The sequence below is a fragment of the Geodermatophilus sp. Leaf369 genome (assembly GCF_001424455.1).
Classification (GTDB): domain Bacteria; phylum Actinomycetota; class Actinomycetes; order Mycobacteriales; family Geodermatophilaceae; genus Klenkia.
In genome coordinates, this window is sequence record NZ_LMQA01000001.1 from 741,244 (window position 1) to 754,782 (window position 13,539).

Here is a 13,539-nt window from a genome sequence, read left to right on the forward strand (position 1 = left end):
CACAGGCCCGTCACGGTCGGGAGAGCGTCACCGACCCGTGACCTGGGGGCCCCGTCGAGCGGGCCGGGGCGGCAGGCGGGACGATCCGGTGTCGACCCAGCACGAGGAGGAACCGTGGAACCCAGCCCCACCCCCCGGGTGGTCGTGCGTGGTGAGGTCACCCTCCGGGTGCCGCCCTCGCACGCCACCCTGAGCATCACCGCGACCGGGCGCGACCGCCGCCAGGACCGCGCGCTGGCCCAGCTGGGCGAGCACCAGCAGCAGGTGACCGCACTGCTCGAGCGCTTCAGCGCGCTGGTGACCCGGCACTCCACCGCCGGGGTGTCGGTGCGCCCGGAGCTCGCCGAGAAGAACCGGGTCACCGGCTACGTCGCCAGCGTGACCACCCAGGTGCGGCTGGACGACGTCGACCGGGTCGGCGAGGTGGCGGTCGCCGCGGCCGGTCTCGAGGGCTGCTCGCTGTGGGGCCCGAGCTGGCGGCTGGAACGGGATGCCCCCGAGTACGGGCAGGCCCGCACCGAGGCGATCAGCGAGGCCCTGAGCAGGGCCCGCGGGTACGCCGCCGCCGTCGGCAGCAGCGTCACCGGTCTGGTCGAGCTGCGCGACGTGGGCACCGGCGCGATGGCGCCGATGGCCTTCGCCGCCGGGGGCGCCCGGATGCGTGGTGCCGCCGCCGCGGCACCCGAGCTGGACCTCGAGCCCGCGCTGCAGGAGGTGCACGGCGCCGTCGAGGCCGTGTTCACCCTCTCGCCGCCCGACCTGGACGCACTGGCATGAGGTACCGCGAGGGTGCCGACGTCGACACGTCCGGCGTGCAGGACCGCCGCGGTGGCGGCGGTGGTCGGGGCGGTGGCCGCGGGCTGGCCGTCGGCGGTGGCGGGCTGGGCGTCGTGGGGCTGATCGTGGTCGTGCTCTTCCAGGTCCTCGGCGGCGGTGGGGGCGGCGGTGGCGGGTCGTCCGCCGGGCTGTCCGACGTGCTCGGGGGCCTGCAGCAGGGCCAGACCGCCGACAACACCGACCTCGAGGCGGCCTGCCAGGACGGCGCGGACGCCAACTCCTCGGTCGACTGCGCCACCGCGGCCAACATCGACTCGATCCAGGACTACTGGGAGCAGACGCTGGAGGGCTACGTCCGCACCGACACCGTCTTCTTCTCCGACCAGGTGCAGACCCGGTGCGGCGGGGCGACCTCCGGGTCGGGGCCCTTCTACTGCCCGGCCGACCAGCTGGTGTACATCGACCTGTCGTTCTTCGACGACCTGCAGAGCCGGTTCGGCGCCGAGGGCGGGTTGTTCGTCAACGCCTACGTGATCGCCCACGAGTACGGCCACCACGTGCAGAACCTGCTGGGCACCAACGCGCAGGTGCAGCCCGGGGAGACCGGCCCGACCAGCGGCACCGTGCGGCTGGAGCTGCAGGCCGACTGCTACGCCGGCACGTGGGCGAACCACGCGGAGACCGTGCCCGACGCGTCGGGTCAGCCGCTGATCGCCGAGATCACCCAGGCCGACATCGACGGGGCGCTGGACGCCGCCGGCCGCATCGGTGACGACTTCATCCAGACCGAGCTGGGCGGTGGCACCGTGGACCAGGACGCCTTCACCCACGGGTCCTCCGAGCAGCGGCAGCGCTGGTTCACCACCGGCTACCAGAGCGGCGACCCGAACGCGTGCGACACGTTCGGCACCGACGACCTGGGATGAGCGACCTCACCGTCACCGTCGAGGGCTCCCTGGCCACGCTCACCGTCGACCGGGCCGACAAGCGCAACGCGATGACCGGCGCCATGTGGGCCGCCGTCCCGGGCCTGCTGGCCGACCTGGCAGCCGACCCCCGGGTGCGCGTGCTGGTGGTGACCGGCGCGGGCCCGTCGTTCTGCGCCGGGGCCGACATCGCCGACCTGCTCGGCGGACCCGACCCGGCCGACCCGATGGCGCAGCTGCGGGCGGCGAACCTGGCCGCCCAGCACGCCCTGCGCACCTTCCCGCACCCCACCATCGCGATGGTGCGCGGGCACTGCATCGGCGGCGGGGTGGAGCTCGCGGCGTGCTGCGACCTCCGGTTCACCGACGACACCGGGGTCTTCGGGGTCACCCCGGCCAAGGTGGGCGTGGTCTACCCGGCCGAGCCCACCCGGGCACTGCTGGACCTGGTGGGACCGGCGACGACCAAGCTGCTGCTGTTCAGCGGCGAGCTGCTGGACGCCGCCGAGGCCCTGCGGGTCGGCCTGGTGGACAAGCTGCTGGCCCCCGACGCGCTGGAGCCCGAGGTGCGCCGCTTCGCCGACGTGCTCGCCTCCCGGTCCGCGCTCACGCAGCGCGCCAGCAAGGAGGTCCTCGCCGCCCTCACCCACGGCGCGGACGCCGATGCGGTGGCCCGGCGCTGGTACGGCGAGACCATCGCCAGCGGTGAGCTCGCCGAGGGCGTCACGGCCTTCGACGAGCGTCGTCCGCCCCGGTTCGGATGGGCCGGAACGGGCGGCAGCTGACCGTTGTTGGGCCCCACATGACCACCATCGGCATCATCGGGGCCGGCCTGATCGGCTCCCAGCTCGCCCGCATCTCCACCGACGCCGGCTACGACGTCGTGATCGCCAACTCCCGCGGCCCGGAGACCCTCGCCGACCTCGTCGCCGAGATCGAGGCCCGCGACTCCCGCCAGGGCTCGATCTCCGCGGCCACCGCCGCCGAGGCCGGTGCCGCCGGCGAGGTCGTCGTCGTCACCGTGCCGCTGAAGAACCTGGGCGACGTCCCGGTCGAGCCGCTGGCCGGCAAGACCGTGATCGACACCAACAACTACTACCCCGAGCGGGACGGCCACATCGCCGCCCTCGACGAGGAGACCACCACCACCGCCGAGATGGCGCAGGCCCACCTGCCCACCTCGCACGTGGTCAAGGCCTTCAACCACATCTACTCCGAGCACCTGACCAGCAAGCGCGCAGCGACCGGCACCGAGCACCGCCGCGCGCTGGTCATCGCCGGGGACGACGCCGACGCCAAGGCGTGGGTCGCCGAGTACATCGACCGGATCGGCTTCGACACGTTCGACGTCGGCCCGCTCGCCGAGGGCTGGCGCATCCAGCGGGACACCCCCGGCTACGGCCCGGAGTTCGACGTCGAGCAGCTGCGCCAGGCGACCGCGGAGGCCAAGCGCTACCGCGACATGTGAGCAGTGGAGGGCAGGAGTGCAGCTTCTCTGCGCTCCTGCCCTCCGCTCAGGCGGTGAGGGCGGCCTCGTCGGCCTCGACGGCGGCGTTCCACTCCGGCTTCTCGGCCTGCCAGCGGTCCTCCGTGCGCCCGAGCCGCCAGTACCCCGACACGCTCATCCGCTCCCGCGGCAGGTCCAGCTCGGCCCGCAGGAACCGGCGCAGCTCACGGACGAACCCGGCCTCCCCGTGCACGAACGCGTGCGGGATGCCGGCCGGTCGCTCGGCCGACAGCACCGCCGCGGTCAGCGCCGCACCGACCGGCTGCGAGCCCCGGTACACCCAGGTGACCCCGGGCAGGTCCTGCTCGTCGGCCGGGCCCTCCACCTCGACGAACACCTGGGCCGGGACGCCGGCGGGGAGCCGGGGCAGCGCGGCCGCGATGGCCGGCAGCGCCGAGTCGTCGCCGACGAGCAGGTGCCAGTCGGCGTCCGGGCTGGGGGCGTAGGCGCCGCCGGGGCCGGCGAACTGCAGCTGGTCACCCGGCTGGGCCGCCGAGGCCCACGGTCCGGCCACCCCGTCGTCCCCGTGGGTGACGAAGTCGATGGTGAGCTCACCGGCGGCGGCGTCCCACTCCCGGACCGTGTAGGTGCGGCTGACCGGCCACAGCTCGGCGGGGTGCTCGGCCTGCACGGCCTCGGCGTCGAAGGGCGCGCCGTAGGGCGCCCCCTTCGGCGGGAGCTGCAGCTTGACGTAGTGGTCGGTGAAGTCCCCGGCGCCGAAGCCGGTGAGCGACTCCCCGCCCAGCACCACCCGGACCAGGTGCGGGGTGACCCGCTCGGTGCGGACGACGGTGCCCACCCGGGTCACCCGCCGCTTCCTCGGTGCCTGCGTCACGTGCTCTCCTCGGTTAGGGTGCCCTAACCGTACGCCGCCCTCAGGGTGCCTCGGCGAGCCCCTGCGGGTCCACGACGACCACCGACACCCCGGCGGCGAGGAACGGGGCCAGTGCGGCGGGCTCGGCGCCGTCGTCGGTGACCAGCGTCCACGGGTCGGTCAGCCGCGCCCAGGCGTGGAAGGGCCGCCGGCCGAGCTTGGCTGCGTGGGCGAGCACGTAGACGTGCTGGGCCCGGCGGGCCATCAGCTCCTTGAGCCGGGTCTGCTCGAGCGCGGCCTCGCAGATGCCGCTGTCGGCGGTCACCCCGTCGGCGCCCAGGAAGACCCGGTCGAAGGTCCTCCGCTCCAGCGCGGCCTCGGTCAGCGGGCCGACGAACCCCTGCGAGAGGTGGCGCAGCGTGCCGCCGAGGCACTCCACGTGCACGTCCTCGACGTCGGCGAGCGCCTCCAGCACCGTGAGCCCGGTGGTCGCGACGGTCAGCGGGGTGGTGGCCCGCAGCTCGTGGGCGACCGCGCCGACCGTGGACCCGGCGTCCAGCAGCACCGTCTCCCCCGGCCGCACCTGCGCCGCCGCCCACCGGGCGATGCCCCGCTTGGCGCTGTAGGCCTCGCCGGTGCGCTGGCGCAGCGAGGTCTCCGGGTGCGCGATGAGCGCCATCGCCCCGCCGTAGGTGCGGGCGAGCCGGCCGTCGCCGGTCAGCTGGGCGAGGTCCCGGCGGATGGTGGAGGCGGTCACCTCGAAGACGCCGGCCAGCTCCTCCACCGAGGCCAGCCCGCTGGTGGTGGCCAGCCGGACGATCTCCTCCCGCCGGGCGCGGGAGCCCAGCTGTCGGGAGGTGGCGGTGTCGTCGTCGGTCGGCACGTCGTCGTGCACGGGTCCTCCTCCGGGCTCAGGCCGCCGGGGCGGGCGACATCTGCGCAGCCTGCCGCAGTGCCTCGATCATGCTGCGGACGTCGACCGTGCCGGTGCCGGCGATGTCGAAGGCGGTGCCGTGGTCGACCGAGGTGCGGATGACCGGGAGCCCGACGGTGATGTTCACCCCGGCCTCGATGCCCAGGATCTTCACCGGGCCGTGGCCCTGGTCGTGGTACATCGCGACGATGAGGTCGTAGTCACCGCGGCCGGCGACGAAGAAGGCGGTGTCGGCGGGCATCGGGCCGCGCGCGTCGATGCCGGCGGCCTGCAGCACCTCGATGGCGGGGACGATCTTCTCCTCCTCCTCGCCGTAGCCGAACAGGCCGTTCTCCCCGGCGTGCGGGTTGATGCCGCAGACGCCGATCCGCGGGTTCTCGATGCCGGCGCGGACCAGGGCGTCGTGGCCGCGACGGACGGTGCGCTCGACCAGGCCGGGCTCGATCTTGGCGATGGCGTCGATGAGCCCGATGTGGGTGGTCACGTGGATGACCCGGATCTTCGGCGAGCTGAGCATCATCGAGACCTCCTCGATGCCGCAGAAGTGCGCGAGCAGCTCGGTGTGCCCGGGGTAGACGTGCCCGGCGGAGTGCAACGCCTCCTTGTTCAGCGGTGCGGTGCAGATGCCCTGCACCCGGCCGGCCATGGCCAGCTCGGCGGCGACCCGGATGTACTCGTAGGCGGCGTGGCCGGCGACCGGGGACAGCTGCCCGAACGGCAGGTCGGCGGGCAGCAGCCCGAGGTCGACCACGTTGATCCGGCCCGGGGTGAAGACCGCCTGCTCGGGGCCCTCGACGGCGACCAGCTCCGGGGCCAGGCCGAGCACGTCGGCGGCCTGCTGCAGCCGGGCGAGGTCGCCGACGACGACGGGGCGGCACGCGGCGTAGGCGGTCTCCTCGATCAGCGCACCCACGACCACCTCGGGGCCGACGCCGGCGCCGTCGCCCATGGTGACGGCGATCCAGGGCCGCTGGTCGGTGCCGGTCTCCGGGTGGGCGGCGGGGGTGGTGAGGGTGCTCATCGGGAGGGTGCCTTCCGTCGGGGTGCGGGGGTGCCTTGCATCTGGTCGCAGGGAGTGCAGGATCGAGACGAGGGAGTCCGGCCCGCCGAAGCTGCCGGGCCGGGTGACGACGGTGCGGCCGTCGTCGGTGGTGGAGACGACGGCGCCGTGGTGCACCGCGCCCCGGGGGGTCAGCCGGACGACGTCGAGGGCGTCGAGCACCCCGCGGGCGGTCTCCCCGCCGGTGAGGACGAGGTCGACGAGGGAGTCGGTGAGCTGGAGGGCGTCGGCGACCAGCCGGGACAGCCCGGCGGCCAGCGCGCGGGAGGCGGTGGGGTCGACGGCGTCGGCCGGGTCGGGCCGCAGCACCAGCGGTCCGCGTGCGACGGCGGCGGCGACCTCGGCGGCCCACCGCGCCTCGGCCGCGGGCTCGACGAGCGCCGCCACCGGGACGACGAGCTCGGGCACGCCGGTGGCGACGAGCCGGGTGACCTGCTCGGCGGCCACGGCCTCCGCCGTCCCCACCACGACGAGCGGGCCCTGCCGCGGCACGTCCTGGACCTGACAAGGAGGGCGCTCCTCGTCAGCAGGGAGGGTGCGGCCGAGGGCGGCGGCGAGGCCGCCGGAGCCGGCCAGCGCGACGCCGGGCAGGGTGGCCACCGCGGCGACGACGGCGTCCAGGTCGGCGTCGGTGACGCCGTCGCAGACCGGCACCCGGCCGGCGGCCAGCAGGTCGGCGAGCACGCCCGCCAGCGCGGCCGACCGCACGGTGCCCAGCGCCACGACGGCGACGGGGAGGGGGGCGAGGGCGGCGGTGACCGAGACGGGTGCGGGGCGGCCCTCGGTGGCCCAGGCGTGCACCTCGGCCAGCGGGCGGCCGTCCGCGGTGGGCGTGCCGTCCACGACCACCCGGTCCAGTGCGGGCAGTGCCGGGGCGACGACGACCGGGCCGACGGCGCCCACGGTGGCGGCGACCGGGCCGCGGAGCAGGGAGTCGATCTTCAGCAGCACCTGCGCGGACTGCGCACGATCGACGAGGGCCCGGACGCGGGCCACGACGGCCTCCGGGGCATGGTGGCGGGCGTGCAGGTCGACGACGCAGACCCGCCCGGCGAGCACCGGCGGGGTGTCCCCGGCGAGCAGCAGCGCGACGCCGTCCACATCGTGTCCCAGCAGGTCAGCGGTCTCCGCAGCACCGGAGAGGTCATCGGCCAGGGCGAGCACCGCAGGGCCGGGCACGTGGGTCACCTGGCACCTCCCGGGGAGCTCGTCGACGTCCGACCGGCAGGTCGGTGCGGTGTGCAGCGTGACACAGAATGCGCACAACGCGCCAGACGCTTGCGCAGAACACGCATGAATGGCACGGTGACCCACGCAACACCGACCTGGCCCGGCGTCCTGCCGGCCGATGACGCGAGAGGTCGACGATGACCAGCAGTTCGAGCAGCGGGGCACGGGTGGGCCGGGAGATCTCCCGGCGGTCCCTGTTCCGGCTGGGTGGCGTGGTGGGGGCCGGGCTGGCCCTCGGCCCCGCGCTCTCCGCCTGCGCCGGCCCCACCGGCACCCCCGGCCCCGGCACGATGACGATGGCGCTGAACCGCTCGCTGGTCAGCCTGGACAACAAGCTCAACCAGTTCGACGCCGCGGTCACCGTGCAGCGCGCCGTCCGGCAGGGCCTGACCCGGATCGGCGCCGACCTCACCCCGGAGCTGGTGCTCGCCGAGCGCTTCGAGCTCACCGGGGACACCGAGTGGACCGTGCAGCTGCGCGACGGGGTCGTCTACTCCGACGGCACCCCGGTCACCCCGCAGGACGTGGCCACCGCGCTGGAGATGTACCAGGGCGTGAACGGCTCCTTCCTGGCCTCCTTCTTCCGCGAGTGGCCCACCGTCGAGGTGCTCGACGAGCGCACGTTCACGATGAACACCGAGCTCCCCGAGCCCAACCTCGACTTCCTGATGGCCAACATCCTCATCACCCCCGCGGCGGCCAACCTGCCCGAGGAGCTGCAGTCCGGCGTGGGCAGCGGCCCGTACGTGGTCACCGCCAGCAACCGGGGCACCGGGGACTACACGCTGCGCCGCAACGAGGCCTACTGGGGCCCGCGCGCGGCGATCGAGACCGTCCAGGTGCGGTTCGTGCCCGAGGAGTCCAGCCGGGTGGTCTCCATGCGCTCGGGCGAGGTCGACGTCATCGACACCATCTCCCCCGACTCCGCCGACCAGCTCGCCGGCGTCCGCGACGTCACCATCGAGCGCACCGACGGGCTGCGGATCAGCCAGCTGTTCTACAACTTCCGCAAGCCGGCCGACCACCCGCTGGCCAACGTCCGGGTCCGCCAGGCGCTGTCGATGGGCATCGACGGGCGGGCGCTGGTCGACGACGTGCTCGTCGGCTCGGTCACCGCGGCCACCGGCGTCGTCCCCGAGGGCCTGTCGGGGGGCACCGGCGGTCACGAGTACGCCTTCGACCCGCGCGGGGCCCGCCAGCTCCTGGAGTCCGAGGGCGTCACCGACCTCGAGCTCACGATGATCTGGGAGACCGGGGAGTTCGCCAACGACACCTCGGTGATGGAGGCCGTCGTCCAGATGATGGGCGACATCGGCGTCCGCACCCGGCTCGTGCAGTTCCAGCCCGGCGGCGACATCTCGCTGTGGCGACAGGGCCGCGGCGGCGACTGGGACGTCCTGGGCAACGGGTTCGCCTCCCCCACCGGCCTGGCGCTGACCATGCTGCAGGGCATGTACGGCGGCACCGCCGAGCGCGAGGCCACCCGCGACACCTACCACGGGTACGTGTTCCCGGAGATCCAGCAGGTGATCACCGCCGCCGGCACCGAGGTCGACCCGACCCGTCGGCAGACCCTGCTCGCCGAGGCCCAGGACGCGGTCTGGGAGACCTGGCCGTGCATGTGGGCGTTCGTGCCCAACGCGGTGCTCGCCCGCCGCGACCGGGTCAGCGACCTGCTCCTCAAGCCCTCGAACTCCTTCGAACTGTCCTCGACGAAGCTGGCGGCCCGCGCATGACCCGGTACGTGCTCAAGCGGGTCGGGCAGAGCGTCCTGACCCTCTTCCTGACCCTGACCACGGTGTTCGTCCTGCTCCGGCTGGCCCCGGGCGACCCGGCCGCGGCCTACGCCGGGCCCAACCCGACGACCGAGGACCTCGAGCGGATCCGCCAGCAGTTCGGCCTGGACGACTCGATCCTCGTCCAGTACGGGACCTTCCTGAAGGGCCTGGTCACCGGCGACCTGGGAACGTCCTTCTCCTTCCAGGCACCGGCACTGGACGTCGTCCTCGAGCGGCTGCCGTACACGATCACCCTGGCGCTCTCGGCGATCCTGGTGACCGCCGTCGTCGCGATCCCGCTGGGCGTGTGGATGGCCCGTCGGGCCGACACCGCCAAGGAGTTCGGCGCCAACCTGCTGACCATCACCGGCCAGTCGATGCCCGACTTCTGGAGCGGCATCATGCTGCTCACCGTCTTCGCCGTGGTCGTCCCGGTGTTCCCGGCGTCGGGCTTCACCAGCTGGGGCGGCCTGGTGCTGCCCACGATCACGATCGCGATCCTGCAGATCGCGCTCATCAGCCGGATGGTCCGCCGCGAGATGAGCACCAACATGGCGGCGCCCTACCTGACCGTCGCCCGCTCCCGCGGGGTCGCCGAGCGCTCGCTGACCTGGCGCTACGCGATGAGCAACTCGGCCATCCCGGTGCTCACCGCCCTGGGCACCCGGTTCGCCGCGATGCTCAACGGCGTCGTCGTGGTCGAGGTCGTGTTCGCCTGGCCCGGCGTCGGCAGCCTCGTCGTCCGGGCGCTGGAGACCCGGGACTACCCGCTGATCCAGGCCACCGTGCTGGTCACCGCCGCCCTGACGGTGCTGGTGCAGCTGCTCATCGACCTGGCCTACCCGCTGCTGGACCCCCGGGTGCGGCTGGCGAAGACCACCCCGAAGACCGCGCCCGCGGTCGCCGCCCCCGAGGGAGCCCTCGCGTGACCACCACCCTGACGCCCGGGCCGGCGACCGCGCCCAGCCCGGCACCCGCGGAGCGGCCCAGCGCGGTCACCCCCGCGGACCTCAAGAACGCCGGCGCCCGCCGCCGGGCCCGCAGCTCCCGGGTCAAGCTCTGGGTCGGCGGGGTCTGCACCCTGCTGGTCGTGCTGCCGGTGCTGCTGGCCTCGGTGCTCCCGCTGCCCGGCCCCGACGAGCAGGACCTCGGCGCCCGCCGGCTGGCCCCGTTCACCGACGGGCACCTCTTCGGCACCGACCAGCTGGGCCGCGACCTGCTCTCCCGGGTGCTGCACGGGGGTCAGACCTCGCTGATGATCGGCCTGCTGGCGATCGTGGTCTCCGGGCTCATCGGCATCGCTCTCGGCGCCGCGGCCGGCTTCTTCGGCGGCTGGGTCGACACCGTGGTCTCCCGGCTCCTGGAGGCCCAGCTCTCGCTCCCCCTGCTGCTCATGCTGCTGCTGGTGGTGGCGCTGTTCGGCCCCTCGATCCTGGTCATCACCGTGGTCATCGCGCTGGCCCAGTGGCCCGAGGTCGCCCGGCTCACCCGCTCGCTGGTGCTCGTCGAGCGGGGCAAGCCCTACGTCTCGGCCGCCACCGTGCTCGGGCTGCGCCGCACCTCGGTGCTGGTCCGCCACGTCGTCCCCAACGTGCTCTCCCAGGCCACCCTGGTGGTCCTGCTGCTGCTGGCCCAGGCCGTGCTGCTGGAGTCCGCGCTGTCCTACCTGGGGGCCGGGCCGGAGCGCCCGTTCGCCACCTGGGGCCGGATCATCTCCGACGGGCAGGACTACATCACCACCTCGTGGTGGCTGGTCACGCTCCCGGGCCTGTTCATCGTGCTGCTCGTCGTCGGGGTCAACCTGCTCGGCGACGGCCTGCGCGACCGCACCCGGCGCCCCCGCCGCCGGGCCGCCGCCGGCACCCCCGCCGCGACGAAGACGGAGGCGTGAGCACCGTGGTCTTCCCGATCCCCTTCGACAGCACCCCGATCCTCGAGGTCACCGACCTGCAGGTCGAGCTGGTCACCGCCGACCGCGTCGTGCGCGCCGTGGACGGCGTCTCCTTCCGGATCTCCCGCGGCGAGACGGTCACGCTCATCGGCGAGTCCGGCTCGGGCAAGTCGACGACGGCGATGGGCGTGCTGCAGCTGCTGCCCGACGACCTCGCCGTGCTGTCGGGCTCGGTCAAGGTCGGCGGGGTGGACCTGCTGGTCGACCGGGACGCCGCCCGCCGGATCCGCGGCCGGCTGGTCTCCCTCATCCCCCAGGACCCGATGACCGCGCTGTCCCCGGTGCACTCGGTGGGCAAGCAGCTCACCGGCGCGATCCGGCTGGCCGGCCACCCCCGCTCGACCGCCAGGGCCCGGGCCGTCGAGCTGCTGGAGGCCGTGCGCATCCCGCGGCCGGAGGAGCAGCTGGACAAGTTCCCGCACCAGCTCTCCGGCGGCATGCTGCAGCGCGTCCTGATCGCCATCGCCCTGGCCGGGCACCCGGTGCTGCTGGTCGCCGACGAGCCGACCTCGGCCCTGGACGTCACCGTGCAGGCCGGGATCCTGGACCTGCTCATGGAGCTGCAGGAGCGCACCGGCATCGGGATCCTGATGATCACCCACGACCTGGGGGTCGCCCGGTTGGTCAGCGACCGGATCCACGTGATGAAGGACGGCCGCTTCGTGGAGTCCGGCGAGGCCGAGCAGGTCGTGGAGGACCCGCGCGAGGAGTACACCCGGCGGCTGCTGGCCGCCGTCCCCCAGCTCGGCACCTTCGACGAGACCCCCGCGGAGGTGTCGGCATGACCGCCCCGTTCCTGTCCGTGCAGGACCTGGTCGTCAGCTACGGCGACTTCCGGGCCGTGGACGGCGTCAGCTTCGACATCCCGAAGGGCGGGACGCTGGCCGTGGTCGGCGAGTCCGGCTGCGGGAAGTCCACGATCGCCCGGGCCCTGGTCCGGCTGGTCACCCCGACCTCGGGCGCGATCGTCGTGGACGGCACCGACATCGCCCAGCTGAAGGAGAAGCAGCTGCGCCCGCTGCGGCACCGGGTGCAGATGGTCTTCCAGGACCCCTACGGCTCCCTGGACCCGCACCTGACGGCCGAGAAGATCGTCGCCGAGCCGATGCGGGACCGCTCCAAGGCCGACCGGCACCGGGAGGCCGCGCGGCTCATCGACCTGGTCGGGCTGCCGTCGTCGGCGCTGGACCGCCGTCCGGCCGAGTTCTCCGGCGGGCAGCGCCAGCGGATCGGGATCGCCCGGGCGCTGGCCACCAGCCCCGACCTGCTGGTGCTCGACGAGGCCACCAGCGCGCTGGACGTGAGCGTGCAGGCCCAGGTGCTCACCCTGCTGACCGACCTGCAGCGCGAGCGCGGCCTGACCTACCTGTTCATCAGCCACAACCTCGGGGTGGTCAAGCAGATCAGCGACCGGATCGTGGTGATGCGGGCCGGGAGGCTCGTGGAGACCGGGTCCACCGCCGACGTGCTGCGCGCCCCCACCGAGGAGTACACCCGGGCGCTGCGCAAGGCCGCGCTCGACCCCACCACGATGCGCGGCCGCAAGCCCCGTGACGTCGTCCGACAGCTGCAGGGAGCCCCCGCATGACCCTCGAGATCCCCGGGGCCCCGGTCCCGATGAGCCGCCTGGTCCTGGGCACGATGACCTTCGGCGACACCGTGGACGCCGCCGGCTCCGCCGCGATGCTCGACGCCGCCCTGGAGGCCGGGATCACCGGCCTGGACACCGCCAACGGCTACGCCGGCGGGGCCACCGAGACCATCCTCGGCCCCCTGCTGCAGACCCGTCGGGACTCCGTCGTGCTGGCCACCAAGGCCGGCATCCCGCACCCGGACGCCGGGGACCACGCGCCGCTGTCGGCAGCCGCGCTGGAGGCCTCGCTGGCCGGGTCGCTGTCCCGGCTGCAGGTCGACCGGGTGGACCTCTACTACCTGCACCAGCCCGACCGGGCGACGCCGATCCGCGAGACGCTGACGACGATCGCCGGCTTCGTCGCCGACGGCCGGGTCGGCGCGCTGGGCGTCTCGAACCTGGCCGCCTGGCAGATCGCCGAGCTCAACGCCGCCGCCGACGAGGTCGGCTGCCCGCGGCTGGTCGTCGCCCAGCAGCTCTACAACCTGCTGGCCCGCCGGGTCGAGGAGGAGTACCTGGAGTTCGCCCGGGTGAACGGGCTGGCCACGATGGTCTACAACCCGCTCGGCGGCGGGCTGCTCACCGGCAAGCACTCCTTCGGCGAGGCCGCGACCAGCGGCCGGTTCGGGGACTCGAAGCTCGCCGCGATGTACAAGCAGCGCTACTGGAACCCCGAGCTCTTCCTCGCCGTCGGCCGGCTGTCCGCCGTCGCCGACGGCGCCGGGATCCCACTGGCCGAGCTGTCGCTGCGCTGGCTGCTCGGCTCCCCCGACGTCACCGCCCTGCTGCTCGGGGGCTCCAAGACCGCCCAGCTGCAGCAGAACGTCGCGGCCGCCGCGGCCGGCCCCCTCCCGGCCGACGTCGTGGCCGCCTGCGACGAGGTCGGCGCCACGCTGCGCGGCCCCATGCCCGCCTACAACCGCTGATCC

General features: G+C 74.0%; 13 protein-coding genes. 10 read left to right on the top strand and 3 right to left on the bottom strand.

What is annotated here, in order from left to right:
* The first annotated feature begins 114 nt into the window (after positions 1–114).
* Genes ASG36_RS03660 through ASG36_RS03675 form a run of 4 tightly spaced genes read left to right on the top strand, consistent with a single transcriptional unit; the run spans position 115 to position 3,171 of the window.
* A complete protein-coding gene (locus tag ASG36_RS03660) occupies positions 115–777 on the top strand; it encodes an SIMPL domain-containing protein (protein WP_055759571.1) in 663 nt (220 codons plus the stop codon).
* Positions 774–1,703, top strand: coding sequence for a neutral zinc metallopeptidase (locus tag ASG36_RS03665; protein ID WP_055759574.1), 930 nt, complete (start codon positions 774–776; stop codon positions 1,701–1,703). The genes ASG36_RS03660 and ASG36_RS03665 overlap by 4 nt, the downstream gene beginning before the upstream one ends.
* Positions 1,700–2,488 (top strand): enoyl-CoA hydratase/isomerase family protein, encoded by a 789-nt coding sequence (locus ASG36_RS03670; RefSeq protein WP_055759577.1) that lies wholly within the window; start codon positions 1,700–1,702, stop codon positions 2,486–2,488. Before ASG36_RS03665 ends, ASG36_RS03670 begins: the two co-directional genes overlap by 4 nt.
* A gap of 17 nt (positions 2,489–2,505) precedes the next feature.
* Positions 2,506–3,171, top strand: coding sequence for an NADPH-dependent F420 reductase (locus ASG36_RS03675; protein WP_055759579.1), 666 nt, complete (start codon positions 2,506–2,508; stop codon positions 3,169–3,171).
* Between the two features lie 46 nt (positions 3,172–3,217).
* Here the strand turns inward: ASG36_RS03675 and ASG36_RS03680 are convergent, their stop codons facing one another.
* Genes ASG36_RS03680 through pdxA form a run of 3 tightly spaced genes read right to left on the bottom strand, consistent with a single transcriptional unit; the run spans position 3,218 to position 7,197 of the window.
* Positions 3,218–4,045 carry a siderophore-interacting protein gene (locus ASG36_RS03680; RefSeq protein ID WP_055759582.1) on the bottom strand — a complete coding sequence of 276 codons (828 nt, stop codon included), beginning with the start codon at positions 4,043–4,045 and terminating at the stop codon, positions 3,218–3,220.
* Positions 4,046–4,085: 40 nt separating this feature from the next.
* Positions 4,086–4,919, bottom strand: coding sequence for a DeoR/GlpR family DNA-binding transcription regulator (locus ASG36_RS03685; protein ID WP_200944317.1), 834 nt, complete (start codon positions 4,917–4,919; stop codon positions 4,086–4,088).
* Between the two features lie 16 nt (positions 4,920–4,935).
* Entirely contained in the window at positions 4,936–7,197 is a 2,262-nt protein-coding gene (pdxA, locus tag ASG36_RS03690) for a 4-hydroxythreonine-4-phosphate dehydrogenase PdxA (RefSeq protein WP_055762349.1), read from the bottom strand.
* A 188-nt stretch (positions 7,198–7,385) separates the two neighbouring features.
* On the opposite strand from pdxA, the gene ASG36_RS03695 reads away from it, so the two are divergent.
* From ASG36_RS03695 to ASG36_RS03720, 6 genes are read left to right on the top strand one after another with little or no spacing between them, the layout of a single operon-like run.
* Positions 7,386–8,984, top strand: a complete 1,599-nt coding sequence (locus ASG36_RS03695; RefSeq protein WP_055759586.1) for an ABC transporter substrate-binding protein — start codon at positions 7,386–7,388, stop codon at positions 8,982–8,984.
* The gene (locus tag ASG36_RS03700) at positions 8,981–9,955 is read left to right on the top strand and encodes an ABC transporter permease (RefSeq protein WP_055759588.1); all 975 of its coding nucleotides are present in this window, start codon (positions 8,981–8,983) and stop codon (positions 9,953–9,955) included. Before ASG36_RS03695 ends, ASG36_RS03700 begins: the two co-directional genes overlap by 4 nt.
* Positions 9,952–10,917, top strand: a complete 966-nt coding sequence (locus tag ASG36_RS03705; protein WP_055759590.1) for an ABC transporter permease — start codon at positions 9,952–9,954, stop codon at positions 10,915–10,917. Before ASG36_RS03700 ends, ASG36_RS03705 begins: the two co-directional genes overlap by 4 nt.
* Positions 10,914–11,762: an ABC transporter ATP-binding protein gene (locus tag ASG36_RS03710; RefSeq protein ID WP_055759593.1), complete on the top strand. Its 849-nt coding sequence runs from the start codon at positions 10,914–10,916 to the stop codon at positions 11,760–11,762. Before ASG36_RS03705 ends, ASG36_RS03710 begins: the two co-directional genes overlap by 4 nt.
* A complete protein-coding gene (locus tag ASG36_RS03715; RefSeq protein WP_082522757.1) occupies positions 11,759–12,565 on the top strand; it encodes a dipeptide/oligopeptide/nickel ABC transporter ATP-binding protein in 807 nt (268 codons plus the stop codon). The genes ASG36_RS03710 and ASG36_RS03715 overlap by 4 nt, the downstream gene beginning before the upstream one ends.
* A complete protein-coding gene (locus tag ASG36_RS03720) occupies positions 12,562–13,536 on the top strand; it encodes an aldo/keto reductase (RefSeq protein WP_055759598.1) in 975 nt (324 codons plus the stop codon). Before ASG36_RS03715 ends, ASG36_RS03720 begins: the two co-directional genes overlap by 4 nt.
* Positions 13,537–13,539: the final 3 nt, after the last annotated feature.

What these genes read in the sequence shown, in the direction of transcription:
- ASG36_RS03665 (WP_055759574.1), top strand. Translation starts at nt 774, where the DNA reads ATGAGGTACCGCGAGGGTGCCGACGTCGACACGTCCGGCGTGCAGGAC.
- ASG36_RS03670 (WP_055759577.1), top strand. Translation starts at nt 1,700, where the DNA reads ATGAGCGACCTCACCGTCACCGTCGAGGGCTCCCTGGCCACGCTCACC.
- ASG36_RS03675 (WP_055759579.1), top strand. Translation starts at nt 2,506, where the DNA reads ATGACCACCATCGGCATCATCGGGGCCGGCCTGATCGGCTCCCAGCTC.
- ASG36_RS03695 (WP_055759586.1), top strand. Translation starts at nt 7,386, where the DNA reads ATGACCAGCAGTTCGAGCAGCGGGGCACGGGTGGGCCGGGAGATCTCC.
- ASG36_RS03700 (WP_055759588.1), top strand. Translation starts at nt 8,981, where the DNA reads ATGACCCGGTACGTGCTCAAGCGGGTCGGGCAGAGCGTCCTGACCCTC.
- ASG36_RS03715 (WP_082522757.1), top strand. Translation starts at nt 11,759, where the DNA reads ATGACCGCCCCGTTCCTGTCCGTGCAGGACCTGGTCGTCAGCTACGGC.
- ASG36_RS03720 (WP_055759598.1), top strand. Translation starts at nt 12,562, where the DNA reads ATGACCCTCGAGATCCCCGGGGCCCCGGTCCCGATGAGCCGCCTGGTC.